The following is a 16,873-nucleotide window of genomic DNA, read 5'->3' on the forward strand; positions in this document are numbered from 1 at the left end:
ACTGGCCGATACTTACGCAGGCTGTGGGAGAATCTCCCACAGCCCCCTTTTTCACAATTGGATTTCTCTCTCTTTAAAAATTCTCATCACAACATCCATCGAGCTAATCGCTTTCGGGAATCCTACGTAGCCGCTTAAATGCATGACCAGTTCTACAATTTCCACAGGTCTTACGCCTACATTCAACGCTGCATGGACATGAAAATTCAGTTGATCGATCGCTCCCTGAGTAATTAAGGAGGAGAGCGTGATCATTTCCCTCTGCTTATGGTCGAGCTCAGGACGGCAATATATATCGGCAAAGCCGTTCGTAACAATCATATTGGCGAAATCGGGGTAAAAGCTGCGGATCGCTTCAAGCGGCGGGAACTGCTCCCCTCCGACCATTTTCTTCAATACATCCATACCTTGCTCATAACGGTTGTCAGACATTCGAATTCATCGCTCCAGTCAAAATAGTTATCGGTATCGCTCCTGCCGGTGCTAATCGAGTGAAAGCAAACGGCTAAGAATCGGAGGCGTCTCCAGCGGATCTACCATAATCTCGATGACCGTAGGGACATCGGCCTTCACGGCGTCGGCCACGGCAGCCCGGATCTCCTCGCTTGTCCGGCAGCAGACTCCCTCCGCTCCCAATGAACGGGCAAACATCGCCGTATCGAGAGGATTCCGATAGATAGCGCCTACGCTGCGGCCTGTATTATGGGACATCCCTTTATCAACCATATCAAGTCTTCCGTTGTTCAAGACGACAAAAATAACAGGAATCCGGTGGTTGACCGCCGTCGATATTTCCATTCCGTGCATCATGGCGCAGCCGTCACCGGTCAAGCAGACGATCGTACGGTCCGGCCGGGCCGCCTTCGCGCCGATCGCATAACCGATCGCATGTCCCATAGCTCCGAACACGTCGTCGAAGTGGAACGTGCCCGGCTCGACGATGTCGAAATGGCGAATCGCATAAAAGGTATGACTCCCGTCGTCCCCAAATACGACAGCGTCATCGGGCAATGCTGAGCGAAGCGCCTTCACGGCAAAAGCGGCGGATAGCTCGCCGAGCGCATTATACTCCGGCACAGCTGGGAGCGGAGATTCCAGTGTCGCGGCCGCTTCGTACATCCGGCTGCTTGCCTTGGCTGTTGCAATCAGCCGCTGCAGGTTCCCTTTGGCATCTCCAAGAACAGGGAGTGTCGGAACGTCGAGCGTTTTGCCAATGAAAGTAATGTCATAGTCGAAGTGAATGACCTGCTTCGGCATCATGTCCGCGGTGAACCCCGATAAGGTCATGTCGCTTAGCTTGGTGCCGACAGCAATAAGAAGATCGACGCCGGATTTCAAATAATCGCGCGCTTGCGCCGTCCCGCCCAAGCCGAAGTTGCCGAGGCACAGCGGATGCTTCGTAGGAAATACGCCTTTGCCGCCCGGCGTAGTGATGACAGGAATGTTCCAGTGCTCAGCCAGTATACGCACCTCTTCGTACGCATCGGCTGCGTTGACTCCCTTCCCGAGGAACAGCACCGGTCTTTGGGCCGCGTTCAACAGCGGAATCGCCTCTTCCGCATTCGGGGAAATGGCTTGAGGGATGTTGATCGGCAGCGATAAAGCAAACGGCTCCACCTGGGACATTAAGATATCGAACGGAATGCACAGGTGCACAGGACCTTTGGGACCGGTCAATGCTCTTTCCAGCGCGTGGCGAAGATACATGGAGAGCAGATCGGCCCTCTCCACCCGGGCGCTGAACAGAGTAACCGGCTCGAACATCTTCACCAGATCGGTACCGAAATAGCTTGAATCCTGCCCCAGCGCTTTGCCCGAATCACTTGCCGAAGGCTGGCCTGTAAGGATAAGAAGCGGCAAATTGTAAGCCTTGGCTTGACCTGCCGCCGTCAGCAAATTGGTGCCTCCCGGTCCCGACGTCCCGAGCGCGACTCCCAGCTTGCGGCTGCTCATCGCATATCCAGCAGCCGCAAATCCGGCTCCCGCCTCGTGACGTGTCAGGACAAACTCGATACCTTCGCTGTCAAGGTCGAGCATCATAGGGGAAATCGGTTTCCCCGGTATGCCGAAAACACGATCGATGCCCCATGTCTTCATATTGGAAGCAAGAACTTGCGAAACTCTCATCACTCTTTCATCTCCACCCCATGATTGTTCTGTTCTTAAAATATTTCTCTTCCAGCTCTTCAGCTGTCAGCGGCTTACTGAAATAGTAGCCCTGAATCTCGTCACACTGCTGCTCCTTCAAGAAAGCAACCTGCTCTGCTGTCTCTACTCCCTCGGCTATAACGTTCAACCCCAGATGGTGTGCCATGGAAATGATAACTCCTACGATTCTTGCGTCGCTCTCGTCGCTTGTAATGTCCCGGACGAAAGAACGGTCGATTTTCAGACGGTGAATGGAGAACTTTTTCAAGTAATTCAACGAGCTGTAGCCCGTGCCGAAATCGTCTATGCTGATTTGAACTCCGAGCCGGCTAAGCTCGTCCAAAATCTGGCTTGACCTCTCCACATCCATAGTCATGGTTTCGGTAATTTCGAGCTCCAAATATTTCGGATCAAGCCCGGTTTCCGCCAGCACGTGTGCGACGGTCTGATCCAGATTTTTCTTCATAAACTGGGCCGTTGATAAATTGACCGCGACGCGTACCTGCGGATACCCTGCGTCCTGCCACTTTTTATTTTGCATGCACGCTTGCTTCAACGCCCACTCTCCAATAGGGACGATCAAACCCGTTTCTTCGGCAAGCGGAATAAACTCGGCAGGAGAAACCATCTTGAACTCCGGATGCAGCCACCGGATTAACGCCTCGACTCCGACCACTTCGCCTGTGCGGATGTCAATTTGAGGCTGATAATGAAGCACCCATTCCTCACGCTCAACGGCTCTGCGCAGCGAGCTGTCCAAGGCAAGCTTTTCATGCGACGACTGGTTCATGGACGGAACGTACAGCATATAGTTGTTTTTGCCCGTTTCCTTCGCTTTGTACAGCGCCGTATCCGCATGAATCATCAGCGTCTCCGCATCCTGGCCGTCGCTTGGATACAAGGAAATGCCGATGCTCGCCGTAATGTGAAAATCGTGCCCCTGAATCGTGAAGCTGCGCTTGAACTTCTGAATGATGGCATCGGCTATGGAGACGGCCACCTCCGGTCCCGAGGCGTCCGGCACGATAATCGTGAACTCGTCTCCGCCCATACGGGCCAGCATGCAATCCGTCTCCAGGCAGTTTTTCAGCCGTTCCGCGACTTCCTGCAGCAAAATGTCGCCGTTGCGGTGTCCCAACGTATCGTTGACCATTTTAAACCGGTCCAAATCGATGTACAGGATCGCGAACGAATTTTGATTTTGCTCCGCACCCTCGAACATTTCGTTGATTTGCTTGTAGAACAGCCTGCGGTTCGGCAAGCCGGTCAAATCGTCATGATAAGCCAGATGATTATATTTTTCCTCGGCCTCATACAGCTGGGTCACGTCCCGGAATTGGCCGAAGGCTCCAATGATATCGTAGTGCTCGTCATAAATTGGGAGAGCGTCGAACAAGCACACAAACTTGCTTTTGCCATTCTGCCGCTCGAACATGAGCTGAATGTTTTCGTATTTGCTGCCTTTTTCGATGACATCGGAAATATATTGGCCCATCGGCTTGAACTGGCGCACCGCCTGGTGGCGGATCAAGCCTTTTTTCAACCCGGTCAGCTGCTCGGCTACGTCGTTGAATTCAATAATGAAGCCTTCTTTATCGGTCATAATAATGCCGCTGCGGGTCGAATTGATCATGATCTGATTCAACACGTTCAGCTTCTGATTCTGCTTGACCAGGAGCAATTCCCTCTCAATGGAATCCACCGCCATCGTCAGTAAAGTCAAGTAAAACGGATCGGCCAGTCCGACGGAGGTCATAATGGAGATGCTGCCCAGGAGGTTGTTTTTATCGGTATAATGGAACGGTACGGAGTAGCAAGCGCTGGAGAATAGGCAGGAATGGTAATGGTCGTCGCCGATCAGTTCGATGGGCACACATTGGGAAAGCGCCAAATTGATGACATTCGTGCCGCACGTCTCCTCCGTAAACCTCACGCCGACGCGAATTCCGAGCTGATTCACCGTTTGCTTGATCGTCTCGTCGCCCTCCATGTCCAGCACAACGCCGTTTTCGTCGGAGACGACTATAAGAATCGGGTTTCCTTTCAACGAATCCAGCAATTTTTTGACAAAAAATCGTACTACCTTCAGAACGTCCTCATATTCCGAAAACTTGCGCAATAGGTCTTTGTGCGACAAATTTTCTTCAAAAATCGGGATCGTATCCGGATCCAGGCAATATTCCCGGGACTTGTTATGCGAGTCCAAAATATATTGAGGTTTGGAGTTGGCCATGAATTCCCTCTCTTCTCACATCTTCTTCCTTTGATTATTCGGTTTGGCTGTCAGAAAATCCTTCTTCATCCAAAATAAAATACCCTTAACAATTAGGCCCCTCGGCCCATCGTTTGTCGAGATCTTCCCGGATAATTGAACCATTGTCAAATGAGATCGAATTTTCGCAAAGCTGTCGTTCTATGACAATTAATGCTTGCGTACCGCATAAACCATATGGATCCACTCGTTCAGCTGCTGCTGGATAGTAATAAAACCATGGCTTCGGAACCATTCGAGCAGCCCAGACCTGTCTGCAGGATACCGGCTCGTAAGCTCGGACAGCCGCTCCCGGTCTCCTTCACGTTCCAGCCTCGACATAAGAACTTCACGTGCTTCCGCATGCTCGAACATAAGACCCGTTATGACGATCCGGCCCTGCGGCCTCAACACCCGGTTCATCTCCTCCAAGGCTAGCCGCTGTTGACCCTCGTTCAAATGATGAAAGGCAAAGTGCGTCGCAATAAAATGAAATTCACCTTCAAAAAATGGCAGCGCCATAAAATTGCCCAGCTTGGATTGCACATCCGGATAATTGCCGCGGCAGCGCGCGAGCATCTGTCTCGATTGCTCCACTGCGTACATGGCGGCTCCTTCCTGCTGAAGGCGCCCGGCCAAAACACCCGTTCCGGTGCCGACGTCCAATCCGGTCTCTCCCGGCTGAGGGGCTATCCACTGCACGGTAAAAGCAAGCGCCTGCTCATATTCGTCCGCCGTCGCCATAAAGCCTACGGGACTCATTCTCTGGCTCGACAAGCGGTCGAACCGTTCGGCAAGACCGTCGTAATCCCACCGGTCCTCCCAAGTGGACCGCACATGCTTAAGCTGCCTAATGTTATCAGCCAGCTCGAACAGGTCGTCCAGCTGCAAAGGCTTTTGGCCGTCTGCCCGGTCAATCAGCCTGTCCAATGCGGCAAGCAGCTGCTTCCACTCCACCCACCGGGAGAACAGAACGGCTCGCTGCAGCTCCAAATAATGCCGGAACGTATCCCTGTCTCCGCTATCCACATAAAGGAGCAGCTTGGCGATGGCTTCGATGCCGAATCCGATCTCCCGGAAAGCCGTAATGGTTTGCAGTCTCCATGCGTCATCCTCCGTGTAGAAGCGGTAGCCGTTATCCGCATAGCGAGGATGCAGCAGTCCTTTTTCCTCATAAAAACGAATCGCTCTAGGCGTGACGTCCAGCCGCCCTGCCAGCTCGTTGATTTTCATTCACTCGACCTCCGTAGCACTTATTGTAAACTATGACGTTAGGGAAAGGTACAGATGTGAACAAATTGTTGCAACTGGATGGGAAGATGCTCAGCCAATTGGATGGTTACGAATGGGGCGATTTGAGGTACAATAACTATGTCGATTATCAATGCCACATTAATGAAGGTGATGACATGAATCTTACCGTTCTTTATGTTCTTATTTTTATTGTCGCCATGTTCGGATTAACCGCGACTATCGCTGTCGGCGTTTCCCAGAAAAATAAAGAAGGGAACCCCACCTACGATAAGAGCACAGGAAAAATCTTTCTGCGACTTGCGATATACTACGTAATCGCCATTGCAGGCGGTTATTTGGCTTATGTGCTATGGGCGTTCAGCTGATTACCTTCTGACCGCCCCGCCCGCTGCGTATGCATTAACGGGAAGGCCGGCCCTTTTTCGAATCGTCTGGATTCGAAGAAGGGCTTTTTACCTTGCCTGTGCCTCTTTTAAGCGATTCGCAGCATAGCGTGGCCTTACTTCGCTTGTCCGGCAGTCAAAGCGGCTAAAGCGGCTATGCTCTCCTTTTCCTCCGGGAACTTCGTTGTCAGCTGCGCATAAACGGCTGCATCGCTCTCTCCCTTCATCTGAAGGGCCGCGAGATACCACCGGGCAATCATCCGGTTGATCTCGATCCCATAGTCTGCCGAAACGTTGAGGCGCAGCGCGTCGGCCGCTCCTGCATAGTCTTTGTGCGCAAATTTCGCCTGGCCTATGAACAAGGACATGACCGGCGTTACACCGAACGGTTCTCCCTGCATTTGCCCTTTGGGCAGCAGCTTGAGCGATTCGGTTTTGGCCGTCACCGTATCATAAAGCGAATATGCCCGATTCCAGTGGGCATTCGCCGAATCCGTCTGATTGGCTGCCCTTGCCCTGCTGCCTAATTCATAGCAAAGAGCGATGGCGCGCTCGTACCAGTTCGGTCTTTCCTTATACACCGATACGCCCCACGGATTCAGCTCCAAGCTGCGCAATGCCACCTTCAACGCTTCATCCAGCCTGCCCGTTTGGACATATTGGTCGTACTCCGTTTCCAGCCTTTCCTTATTGTAAGGCTCGTATTGGTCCAGCAAGGCCAGACTGCGGTTAGCTTCCTGCTCGAACGAAGCTTCTTTGGTTTGATTGTAAGCCTGATGCAGCAGCTGAATTTTGAAATTTAAATAGTCCGGATGGCCCGTAGCATACTTTAGCGCCGCGTCAAGCGGCTCCATTACTTCATCAAAGCTCGGCTTGGAGCTCGCGCGCACCAGTTCATTCGCCTGAATAAACAGCTGGTTCGACTTCAATTGAACGGCCGCGGAGTAAAACAGATACACCGAAGCAGCTCCCATAAGGACAGGGACAGCCCACCGGATACGCTTGCTTCCAGCCGAATCCGGCTTGAATAGAGCCATCGGCTTATCCGCTTGCGACGCCATTCCCCCGAGACACAAAAATACGAGCGAAGCCAAATACACATAGCTCATCTCAAAATCCAGCATGCTGTGAATGAGGATACTAACCGCCACGATATAAAAAATATGATGGCTCGCCCTGTCCTCCTGCCGGCTCCCGAAGTAATGACGGATGTAGCCGTAGAGCACGCAGCCTAGCAAGCCTACCAAGCATAGCAAGCCAACCAGCCCTGTCTCTATCAAATATTGCAAAAAGAAATTATGCACCTGCTTTACAACGTACGGGTTGTTCTGATACTTCTGGTACATGCTGATCCAAGCTCCTCCTCCGGCTCCCGTTACCGGATAATCGGAGGCGATTTTCAAGGAATCCTTATACATGGTAAACCGTTCGAGAACGCTGTGCTGCTGGAAATTAATCGATGACAGCCTTTGCTGCAGCGAGTCGGGAAGAAGCTTCGTGAGCGGCGTATTGCCGGATAGAACCGCCGCTCCGAGAATACAGGCTGCGATCATCAGCGCCGGAAGAAGCAGCGGCATGAACCGCTTGTCCAGCTTGTCGGCGTACCGTTTCTCCGTCCGCGGCACCAGCCAATAGTGGAGGCATACCAATAGCACAGCCGTCAGCAGGGAAACCCCTCCCAGCAGCAGCCATCCGGAGATGGAATCCGGTGTAAAAAAGCCGATCCGCTGCTGCTCAGGCTCAGCACTCGAAACTACGCGGCGAACGATGGCTTCCGCTTTGCTTCGTATCGGCTCCAGGATGAGAAGAGAGCCTGCCGTTACGATGGCGAGGTAAACGAAAAAAGCGATTTGGCGGATCAGCGTAAAAAAGGGAAGGATCGCAAGCAATATCAGCGGTAGCACCACGATGCCTCCCCGCGATAGCGTCAATAGAAAGGACAGCATGATCGGAAGCAGCATGATGCCGTGCAAAAGCATCAAATACGGCTTGCGAGTATTCATGAACGTCCAAATGCATGACAACAAAAGCGCCAGTAAATACGCGGCATACGCGTTGGCATACTGGAACACGGACGTCAGCCGCAAGCCTTGGTCCGTCAGCATGACGGCGTCGCGGTAATATGCATTTCCGAACATATTCATGAAGCAGTAAACCACGATAATATAACCGGAGAAAACGATGCCTTGCTGCAAAATACCCGCTGATGATTTGTTCGCGGCTAAGAAGACGGCTATAGCAAAAAATGCGGCATACATCATGTTCATTTCGATCATATTGGCTGAAAAATGAGAAGACGCTGCGGAAATCGAGGACAACGCATAGGAGAGCGGGATCGTCCATACGGCCAGCGCCAGCCAATCTCTCATTTGTTGAAAACGCCAATGATAGAAAGCATAGAAGCTTAGCAAAAGTAATAGCACTCCGGACAGCATGACGGCGGAATGGATGTTCACCTCATATTGAACCGTATATCCGTAAAATAATGCAGCATGAAACGGCGCGACGACCATAAACAGCGTTATGCCTATCAGCATCAGGCCGCTGAGAATGGAATGCTTCTCTGCCGCCCTCTCCTCCAGCCTGCTCCTACCGGCACCGTATACAGGTGCTCTCTGTCTAGTAATCATGTTCTAGCGAAACCTCCAATTACCAATTTTCACCCATCATCTCCTACATTAGGATTATACATCCAAAATTTAACAATGTCACTTTGTAGGATTTCAAATGATAGATTGGCATCGGAAAACAGCAAAGAACCCCTGTATAGACGTTATGCCTCCAGGGGTTCCATTCGATAATAGCCGCAGCGGACATCCTGTTATTGGGACATACTGCTTACGACGTCGTCCATCACCTTGGTGCCGGCAATCAATCCGTTATACAGCCAGCTACGGGTTCTGTCCATTTCGTATACACGGCCCGCTTTGACCGCTGGGATATTTTTCCACAACGGCTCCTCCAGATTGCCTGCCTGGCCCTTATCGCTATTGACCAGATAAATATAGTCGGCATCGAGCTCCGCCAGCTTCTCGAGGGATATCGATACCCAGTTGGCTTTGGCCTCGGGCAGCACAGCCAAAATATTGGGCATCTTCAGGCCCAAATCGCCATAGAGCACGGCACCGCTGGCAATTTTTCCGTTGACGACATAAAAGGTTTTCTTGGTTACCCACAAGATAGCGACCTTCTTGTCCCCAAGCTTCGGACCCACCTTCTCCTTGGTTGCCTTCACTTTCTCTTCATAGCCGGCAAGCGCCTTTTCGGCAACATCGGATTTGTTCAGCAGCTCGGCGATTTTCCGCAATGTCTTGCGCCAGTCATTGTTAATTTCGCTTCCCAGCACGTAGGTGGGAGCTATTTTGGAGTATTGCTCGTACAGCCCTTTGGCAACCGCCGATTCATTGCCTATAAGCATGAGATCGGGAGCAAAGCTCAGCACCGTCTCCGGAGGCAGGTCCGAAGGGATCGTCGGCACACCGCTCAGCTCTTTCTCCAAATACTGCTGCGTGCCGCTGGCAACCGACCATTGGGCAACCGGCTTTTCGCCGAGCACTAGCAGCGGATCCTCAAGATACGAGCCCAGAATCCGTTTCGGCTGCGCCGGAATGGTCACCTCGTGGCCCATCCCATCCTTGACGACTTTCTCCTTCGCCGTCGTACCGGACGAAGCCGGGGCCGAAGAATTGGCTTGCTCCCCCGTTTGGCCGTCAGGGCTCGAACCGCACGCCGATAGCGCTAACGCTAATGCCGCGACGGCAGGCAGCAGCCATTTTCGCTTGTTCATTTGAATTTTTTTCATCCTTAATTTCCTCCATTGCTGCATAATTTCCGATAATGGTTCCGCTTAATGAATGATAATGAATATCATTTTCAAAGTCAACCCATCGACTCCATTTTGCAAATTAAACAGCGCATATTGACCATTCGGTCAGCATATATTATAATCGAGCTAACCGATCGGTCAGCATAATGGGAGGTGATGCTTTTTGCCGCTGCAGCTCTACGAAAAAGAAAAGATGCTGGAGGCCTGCTTGTCCTTGTTTGCACGCCACGGGTATAAACAGACTTCGACGGAAATGCTCGCGGAGGCGGCCGGCATTTCCAAAGCCTTGATCTTTCATCATTTCAAAAGCAAGAAAAAGCTGTATTTCAGCTTGCTCGAACACTGCTCCGAAAAAATCGGGTCCGAGCTGAAGATGGATTCGATTTTGAAGTACGAAGATTTTTTTAAAGCCCTGGACGAGTTCGGCCGACTGGAGTTCAATTACTTTCGAAATTCACCCGATGAGTACAAATTGGTGTATGAGGCTTTTTATTTGACGCCGGACGAATTGAAACCGGATATTGAGGCAAAGTATGGTGACGTTATCACATCGAGAAACCAATTGTGGAGAACATTGTTTGACAAAGTTCCGCTTCGGGACGGGCTGGACCGCGATCAAGCATTTGAGCTGATCATGATTGCATTAGAGCATTTTGAGAAAAAGTTCCTGTTGGATGTCTCTCAAATTGAGGCTGTCGACGACGAGTATGTTCAGCACTATTTCGATAAAATGAACCGTTTTTGCAATATGATCCGCTTTGGTATCGAACAATAAAACGAGGTAATGGGAAGGGGTAAGAGCATGGAGAACATCACCAGCAGCGATTTTACTTCGCCGGAAACGATGCGAGATTTCTTCGCCTTCTATCATCGGCTTGTTGAACAACAGGAGCCGCTCTACCGTTTGGACGACTTTTTTGGTATGGGGGGCGCATGGATCGCCTTTCGGCACGACGATGCTGCCGCCGTATTGAAGGACCCCCGTTTTCTAAAAGATATGCGGAAGCTCATGCCGCAGCAGGACCAAGCCGGTTCAGCCGCGACGAATGCATCCGTCAATAAATTGATTGAATGGATGAAGCATATGCCCAACATGCTGTCGGTCGACCCGCCCGATCATACCCGCCTCCGCCGATTGGCGTCCAAAGCGTTCACCCCGCAAATGATCGAGGGTCTTCGCCCGCGCATTCAGCAAATTGCGGATGAGCTGCTGGATCGTGTTGAAGGCCAAGGCAGGATGGAGCTGGTCGCGGACTTTGCCTATCCCCTCCCCATTATGGTCATCTCCGAAATGCTGGGGATTCCCGCTTCAGACCAGAACCGGTTTCGGGAGTGGACGCAAAGACTCGGAAAAGCAGCATTGGATCCCCGCGATTCGGATGCAGTGACAACGGCTCTCGATGAGTTTATTCAGTATATTAAAGGTCTGCTCGACGATAAGCGGCGAAATCCCGGCAATGATGTGACAAGCGGCTTGGTTCAAGCCTTTGACGAAGGTGACCGGCTAAGCGAGAATGAGCTGCTCTCGACCATTTGGCTTCTCATTACCGCCGGTCACGAAACGACGGTCAACCTGATCGGCAACGGTGTGCTTGCTCTTTTGCAGCATCCCGAGCAAATGAATTTGCTTCGGGAAAATCCTTCCTTGCTCCCTACCGCCGTCGAAGAGCTGCTGCGCTATGCCGGCCCTATCATGATCACGAGCCGTTTTGCCGGCGAGGATGTCATCATTCACGGCAAGACTATCCGCAAAGGGGAAATGGTGGTCGTCTCCATTGCCGGCGCCAATATCGATCCGCACAAGGTTGCCAATCCCGAGACGCTCGATATCACTAGAGAAGAGAACGAGCATCTGGCTTTTGGCAAAGGGATCCATCACTGCCTGGGGGCGCCGCTGGCCCGTTTGGAAGGACAAATCGCTTTCGGCACGCTGCTGCGGCGGCTTCCCAATCTGCAGCTCGCAACCGGCTCAGAGCCGGTGGAATATCATTTCAGCACCTTGAGATCACTTGTAAGATTGCCTGTGACATTTTAAATGGAGCGTAAATAGGAAGAAGCCCCAAGCTCGACTAAAAAACGGCTTAGGGCTTTTTCACGTTAGTTTGCAGGTGCCGAAGTTGTCTGGCCTGCCGAATCACTTCCTTGCTCCGTCTCGGTTTGGTCGCCGCCATTCATCCCGTTCGGGAATCGGCCTGGCCCGCCTCCGAAGCCGTCTTTGCCGGGACCACCCTTACCCATCCCGTTGCCCAGCTTCGACAGATCCACCGCAGAGGCATCGATCAGTGCGCTTGCGTCGGCTTTTTGCCCCTCGGTTGTTGAAGGGATTTCGTCTTTGAGCTGCCCTTGAATGCTCTCCGACCGAAGCGTGCCCAGCTTCGTTAACTCGGCAACCGCCGATTTGTATTCTTCGTAGGTGTTGAAGGCGCTCGGATCGTTTTGCACATGGCTGGAAATCAATTGATCGAGGTTCGCAACCGTTTGTTCAAATTTGCCGTCAGCAAAGTAACCATTCACGATTTCTTGCAGGTAGGCATGATACTTCTCCTTGTATTCCGGCACTTCGAGCAGCTTGCCAAGGATCGGACGATCCTGCAGGCTTACGCCGGAGAGCGGCGTGTCAATCGCCAGATTGACAACCTCGGATGCGTTACCCGCCTGAAATCCTCCGAACGCCATATTGTAATCCCAAGGCAGCATGCTGAGCTGACCGTCGTTTTCATAGAGGTAATAGTTATGCCCCATATTGGAGGTGTAGCTGTCCATGTTCACAACGACGGTATGCGCGGCAAAATATTTCAACACCGCGTCCACATCCACCGACGATGCCAGATCCGTGCCTGTGCTCAGATTTTTCAGCGCGGCGATAACGCGCTCGTAGTCGGTTTCATCCGTTTTCGTTTCAGCGTTATCAAAAATGGCGGAATAGCTGCTGGCCTTATCGTCCGTATACACGAGGGAAACGCCGTTCTGCGCGCTATTCATGCCTCCGCCTGGACCGCGGTTCCCGTTGCCGTCAGCCGGGGGCATGCCGTTTGGTGCCGTTACAGCGTCTCTCGCCGGTCTCTGCGGTGGCAAGCCTTCTGTGCCGGCATTCCCGGAAGCGCCCTGCGCACCGGCCGCCGCTGTATCGCCATTTGCGCCCGCCGGGACTCCGCGCATGTTGCCCATGCCCGCCATCATCTTGTCATCGTTGTTCGGTTTGTACAGCTCGCCCTCACCGTCTTTCGTTCTGTCGAGGTAGCTGCCGTCCATCACTTCAACGGCCAAGTAGAAGCCCCATGCCTTTCCGTTCACTTGGATATCCGCAAAAGCATACAGCGGAGCGTCGACTCCAATGTAGCTCATGATGTCATAGCTTAAATACTCTTTCATATAGCTGCTGTCGGACTGCATATTGTTGACGACGATTTTGTCGAGACCCATCCATGTTTGGCCATCTACATACTCATCGAATTTGATTTTAAAACTGTAACGGTCTGTAGTATCATCTGCTACAACTTGCTTCAGACTGGAATTGCCTTTGGGCCGGATCCCGACATTCTTGATCGTCGTTCCGTTAATCGTAACATCGGCTGAAATGTATTCCTCTTCCGCTGCGGTTTCCAGCATCTCCTGCCACTTCGCTTCATCGACATTGATGGAGAACGTCATGATCTTGGTTTTATCCATTTCCTTGACGTACCCCAGCGTTTGCTTACTTGAAGCGCTCGCCCCGTTCGTTGCTGCGGCTTCGGTCGACGTACCTGACGTTTGCGTCTTTCCTGGGCTGCATGCCGTCAGCAGTGCTGAGCACAATAACACATAGCTGGCTTGTTTGACTATCAATTTTATATTCATATCGGCATCTCCTTATCTATGCGGTTCGTTGCAAGATTGACTGTGACGTTCTTAGTTTAAGAAAGAAACCTTTAATGAAACTTAAATGGAGGCAGACCCGTGATCATTCGGCGTGGCTAACAGGCGTTCACTCAATGAGTGCACGCCTGTTTACTTAAAAACCAATTTGTCACCTCAAAAAAAAGAGGCAGATGCCCTTTTGACAAAAAACAAAATACGTAATAAAATATTTTTACGCTAGTATAATGTTGTATGGAGGTCGGTATGGTGTGCAGCAACCTATAATGGAAAGCTGTCTCGTGCAATCGCCGGAGCAGGCGGTAGCTCTGCTTAATCCGCTTCGGGCGGATATCGTGTCCCGGCTGGCCGAACCCGCTTCCGCGGCGGAGCTGGCCAGAATGCTTCACGAGCCGCCGCAGCGAATGAATTACCATATTAAGGCGCTGGAGAAGACGGGACTCATCCGCAAGGTCGGAACAAGACAAGTGCGCAATCTTGTTGAGGTTTTATACCAGGCCATAGCCAAAACCTTCGTTCTCGCCGAATCGCTCAGCTTATCGGAAGAGACCATCGAGCGTTTGAAGGAGCACGGTTCCTTAGCCCAGCTCATCACGACGGCCGAACAGATGAAAAAGGACGCCGTAACTCTCATGGACCATTCGGAGAAAGGCACGGAAATTCCAAGCGCCACCCTGCAGCTTCAAATCCCGCTCAAGGACCAGGATGCACGAGAGGCATTTATCGCCGATTACGTCGATACGATGAAGAAGCTGGTTGCGAAATACGCGAAGGCGGCTGAGGGCAGCGGAGACAACACCGCACAGTATCAGGTTATGCTTGCCGTTTATCCTAAAGCTGCGGAAGGAGATCGATCCGAATGAGCAATGAGAAGAAGGAAACAGCAGCCCAAGAGCTGCGGAACAATGAATGCGCCGCCGGACAAGAGCAGATTCAGCCCGTTTCTTCCCCTCTATTGGTTATAAGAAAGCAGGCTGATCGTATGGCCGGAGCTTCATCAGCTGCCGGACACGAGCAAGTAGTGGATCTCGACGCCTATCGAGCCGGTCAAGAAAAAGCATCAGAGGTCGAAGAAACACTCGTCAATGAATGGCATCTAACTCCTGGAAACACCGAACCGTTAATTAAGCTGATTATGGTGTCGTCCGGATTTGGAGGCAAAAGGGGCGTACGTCCTCGCAGCACCGATATTCAGTGTCTTGCGGCATAACATTATAAATCCGTTTGGAGGGATATCAGATGATGAATTATGTTCCGGTTGTTATCGAACAGGACGGTCGCGGAGAGCGCTCCTATGATATTTATTCGCGTTTATTGAAGGATCGCATCGTGTTTCTTGGATCCGAGGTCAACGATCAGGTGGCTAACAGCATCATTGCACAGCTGCTCTTTCTGGCCGCGGCCGATCCGGAGAAGGATATTCATCTGTACATTAACTCCCCGGGCGGTTCCACCACGGCAGGTTTGGCCATCTACGATACGATGCAGTTCATCCAGCCGGATGTTTCCACGATATGCGTCGGCTTCGCTGCGTCCATGGGCGCCATTCTGCTGACCGGCGGAGCCAAAGGCAAGCGGTATGCGCTGCCGAATTCGGAAATTATGATCCATCAGCCATGGGGCGGTACCCAAGGCCAGGCGTCGGATATTCAGATTCGTGCCAACAATATTATGAAAACCCGCCGTGTGCTATACGGGATCATCGCGGAAACGTCGGGGCAGCCGTACGAGAAGGTAGAACGCGACTCGGACCGCGATTATTTTATGACCGCTGCGGAAGCCAAAGATTACGGGCTGATCGATAAAGTGATCGAGCGCGTGCAGGGCTGATGGTTACGGCATAGGCTGAGTGCTTGCACGAGCTGTGCTCCGCATCGGCAGCCGATAACAATAAAGCCGATATGACGGCGCTATTCTCCGTCATATCGGCTTTTACTGTTATGCATTACGCTCTCGCTACACGACAATGAGCCCTTCCCTCGATACGGTCAGACGCTCAAAGCCTGAATCGGTGATCGCGTAGCTGTCTTCAATGCCGACCACGCCGCGCTGCGGAAATGTGAACTTGGGCTCGATAGCAATGACCATACCGGGCTGCAGCGGATAGCTGAAGCCTTTGGCCAATACCGGCAGCTCATCGATTTCGAGGCCGATGCCGTGGCCCAGGAACTTGACCTGATCGTCGCCATAGCCCATGAAATGGTCGCTTAGCCCTGCATCAAAGGCCAGCTGCAAAGAATGCATATACAGCCGCTCGCATATTTGGCCCGGCTTCAGCATCGACTCTACGCTGCGCAGTATTTGTTCGGACGTATCATAGGCTCGAACCAGATCGTCAGGCAGCGTTCCTATAACCGCGGTACGTGTCTGGTCGATGACGTACCCGTCGATACAGCAGCCGATATCGATCAGGATCGGCTCATTGGCTTGAATCGGGCGGCGGCTCACGCTTTGCGGAACGGCGGCGCTCAAGCCTTGTCCACCAGCCGGACCGTCAAAATAGGTCGGCATAGCGGCCGCCTCCCCGGCTCCAACCATTCCGGTGATGACCTCCTGATTGTAACCGCGCATCCGCATGACTCCGATGTGCCCGTGCCGGCGGATGAACAGCTCGATGCCGCTTATTAGCTCCAGCTCGGTCATGCCCGGCTTTAGCGCAGCTATCGCCTGCTCAAACGCCAAATCGATAATTCGCGCCGATTCGCGGATAAGTTTGATCTCGGATGACGACTTGATCATGCGCAGCTCGCGAACGATCATCGAGCCGTCTACCCAGTCGACGTCCGGAAGCACCGTTTGCAGCCTCTGCAGCTGCTGTACCGGCAGTACGTCGAATTCGGCGGCCAGCTTCAGACGCCGCGATGCAGCCTGTCCGAATGGCGCAGCGAACAAGGAGGCAAGCCGTTCTCCGAAGGTGCGAAACGAACCCAGCGGCTCTACTTGAACGGCCGATTCATCCTGAGCGCGCACGACGCTCCGCCGCACGAAAAATACCGCCTCGCCCTCGCTCGGAACAAATAAATATCCGGTTTGCATCGAACCGGTAAAATAATACAGATCTATGTTTTGCGTGATCATGCAGCCGTCCAACCGCTGCTGCACCAGCCGCTCCTGCAGCCGTTCCACCCTCTGTATGTATTCGCTCATGCTGTACTC

General features: G+C 52.3%; 14 protein-coding genes. 6 read left to right on the top strand and 8 right to left on the bottom strand.

Annotated features, from left to right (window positions below; translation table 11 throughout):
* Window positions 1-51: 51 nt before the first annotated feature.
* The 4 genes from ACFQ88_RS32365 to ACFQ88_RS32380 all read right to left on the bottom strand — a co-directional run bounded on the left by ACFQ88_RS32365 (window position 52) and on the right by ACFQ88_RS32380 (window position 5,632).
* A complete protein-coding gene (locus ACFQ88_RS32365; RefSeq protein WP_239629543.1) occupies window positions 52-432 on the bottom strand; it encodes a carboxymuconolactone decarboxylase family protein in 381 nt (126 codons plus the stop codon).
* A 51-nt stretch (window positions 433-483) separates the two neighbouring features.
* Window positions 484-2,127: a thiamine pyrophosphate-binding protein gene (locus ACFQ88_RS32370; RefSeq protein WP_379460982.1), complete on the bottom strand. Its 1,644-nt coding sequence runs from the start codon at window positions 2,125-2,127 to the stop codon at window positions 484-486.
* Between the two features lie 7 nt (window positions 2,128-2,134).
* On the bottom strand, window positions 2,135-4,381 hold the full coding sequence (locus tag ACFQ88_RS32375) for an EAL domain-containing protein (RefSeq protein ID WP_239629549.1): 2,247 nt from the start codon (window positions 4,379-4,381) through the stop codon (window positions 2,135-2,137).
* Between the two features lie 189 nt (window positions 4,382-4,570).
* Window positions 4,571-5,632: a MerR family transcriptional regulator gene (locus ACFQ88_RS32380; RefSeq protein WP_379460985.1), complete on the bottom strand. Its 1,062-nt coding sequence runs from the start codon at window positions 5,630-5,632 to the stop codon at window positions 4,571-4,573.
* 56 nt (window positions 5,633-5,688) lie between these two features.
* On the opposite strand from ACFQ88_RS32380, the gene ACFQ88_RS32385 reads away from it, so the two are divergent.
* Entirely contained in the window at window positions 5,689-6,018 is a 330-nt protein-coding gene (locus tag ACFQ88_RS32385; protein ID WP_379460987.1) for a hypothetical protein, read from the top strand.
* Between the two features lie 134 nt (window positions 6,019-6,152).
* Here the strand turns inward: ACFQ88_RS32385 and ACFQ88_RS32390 are convergent, their stop codons facing one another.
* Both ACFQ88_RS32390 and ACFQ88_RS32395 read right to left on the bottom strand, forming a co-directional pair.
* Entirely contained in the window at window positions 6,153-8,666 is a 2,514-nt protein-coding gene (locus tag ACFQ88_RS32390) for an O-antigen ligase family protein (RefSeq protein WP_379460989.1), read from the bottom strand.
* 191 nt (window positions 8,667-8,857) lie between these two features.
* Window positions 8,858-9,838, bottom strand: coding sequence for an ABC transporter substrate-binding protein (locus tag ACFQ88_RS32395; RefSeq protein WP_379460991.1), 981 nt, complete (start codon window positions 9,836-9,838; stop codon window positions 8,858-8,860).
* A gap of 187 nt (window positions 9,839-10,025) precedes the next feature.
* Here ACFQ88_RS32395 and ACFQ88_RS32400 point away from each other — a divergent pair, with 187 nt between their 5' ends.
* The gene (locus tag ACFQ88_RS32400) at window positions 10,026-10,637 is read left to right on the top strand and encodes a TetR/AcrR family transcriptional regulator (protein ID WP_379460994.1); all 612 of its coding nucleotides are present in this window, start codon (window positions 10,026-10,028) and stop codon (window positions 10,635-10,637) included.
* A gap of 27 nt (window positions 10,638-10,664) precedes the next feature.
* Complete coding sequence (locus tag ACFQ88_RS32405; protein WP_379460996.1) at window positions 10,665-11,897, top strand: cytochrome P450 family protein; 1,233 nt, start codon at window positions 10,665-10,667, stop codon at window positions 11,895-11,897.
* 62 nt (window positions 11,898-11,959) lie between these two features.
* Here ACFQ88_RS32405 and ACFQ88_RS32410 read toward each other — a convergent pair whose 3' ends face one another.
* Entirely contained in the window at window positions 11,960-13,699 is a 1,740-nt protein-coding gene (locus ACFQ88_RS32410; RefSeq protein ID WP_379460998.1) for a CotH kinase family protein, read from the bottom strand.
* Between the two features lie 269 nt (window positions 13,700-13,968).
* Here ACFQ88_RS32410 and ACFQ88_RS32415 point away from each other — a divergent pair, with 269 nt between their 5' ends.
* The 3 genes from ACFQ88_RS32415 to clpP are packed head-to-tail and all read left to right on the top strand — an operon-like array spanning window position 13,969 to window position 15,547.
* On the top strand, window positions 13,969-14,580 hold the full coding sequence (locus ACFQ88_RS32415) for a winged helix-turn-helix domain-containing protein (RefSeq protein WP_379461000.1): 612 nt from the start codon (window positions 13,969-13,971) through the stop codon (window positions 14,578-14,580).
* Window positions 14,577-14,927 (top strand): hypothetical protein, encoded by a 351-nt coding sequence (locus tag ACFQ88_RS32420; protein ID WP_379461002.1) that lies wholly within the window; start codon window positions 14,577-14,579, stop codon window positions 14,925-14,927. The genes ACFQ88_RS32415 and ACFQ88_RS32420 overlap by 4 nt, the downstream gene beginning before the upstream one ends.
* A gap of 32 nt (window positions 14,928-14,959) precedes the next feature.
* Entirely contained in the window at window positions 14,960-15,547 is a 588-nt protein-coding gene (gene clpP / locus ACFQ88_RS32425; RefSeq protein ID WP_379461343.1) for an ATP-dependent Clp endopeptidase proteolytic subunit ClpP, read from the top strand.
* Window positions 15,548-15,673: 126 nt separating this feature from the next.
* On the opposite strand, the gene ACFQ88_RS32430 is transcribed toward clpP, so the two are convergent.
* The gene (locus tag ACFQ88_RS32430; protein ID WP_379461004.1) at window positions 15,674-16,864 is read right to left on the bottom strand and encodes a M24 family metallopeptidase; all 1,191 of its coding nucleotides are present in this window, start codon (window positions 16,862-16,864) and stop codon (window positions 15,674-15,676) included.
* Window positions 16,865-16,873: the final 9 nt, after the last annotated feature.

Origin of the sequence: Paenibacillus sp. NPDC056579, from assembly GCF_042793215.1 — a bacterium.
Taxonomy (GTDB): Bacteria; Bacillota; Bacilli; order Paenibacillales; family NBRC-103111; genus Paenibacillus_S.

Excerpts from the sequence above, each read along its gene's own strand:
- ACFQ88_RS32365 (WP_239629543.1), bottom strand. The coding sequence starts at position 432 with ATGTCTGACAACCGTTATGAGCAAGGTATGGATGTATTGAAGAAAATG.
- ACFQ88_RS32370 (WP_379460982.1), bottom strand. The coding sequence starts at position 2,127 with ATGAGAGTTTCGCAAGTTCTTGCTTCCAATATGAAGACATGGGGCATC.
- ACFQ88_RS32375 (WP_239629549.1), bottom strand. The coding sequence starts at position 4,381 with ATGGCCAACTCCAAACCTCAATATATTTTGGACTCGCATAACAAGTCC.
- ACFQ88_RS32380 (WP_379460985.1), bottom strand. The coding sequence starts at position 5,632 with ATGAAAATCAACGAGCTGGCAGGGCGGCTGGACGTCACGCCTAGAGCG.
- ACFQ88_RS32390 (WP_379460989.1), bottom strand. The coding sequence starts at position 8,666 with ATGATTACTAGACAGAGAGCACCTGTATACGGTGCCGGTAGGAGCAGG.
- ACFQ88_RS32395 (WP_379460991.1), bottom strand. The coding sequence starts at position 9,838 with ATGAAAAAAATTCAAATGAACAAGCGAAAATGGCTGCTGCCTGCCGTC.
- ACFQ88_RS32405 (WP_379460996.1), top strand. The coding sequence starts at position 10,665 with ATGGAGAACATCACCAGCAGCGATTTTACTTCGCCGGAAACGATGCGA.
- ACFQ88_RS32410 (WP_379460998.1), bottom strand. The coding sequence starts at position 13,699 with ATGAATATAAAATTGATAGTCAAACAAGCCAGCTATGTGTTATTGTGC.
- ACFQ88_RS32420 (WP_379461002.1), top strand. The coding sequence starts at position 14,577 with ATGAGCAATGAGAAGAAGGAAACAGCAGCCCAAGAGCTGCGGAACAAT.
- clpP (WP_379461343.1), top strand. The coding sequence starts at position 14,960 with ATGAATTATGTTCCGGTTGTTATCGAACAGGACGGTCGCGGAGAGCGC.
- ACFQ88_RS32430 (WP_379461004.1), bottom strand. The coding sequence starts at position 16,864 with ATGAGCGAATACATACAGAGGGTGGAACGGCTGCAGGAGCGGCTGGTG.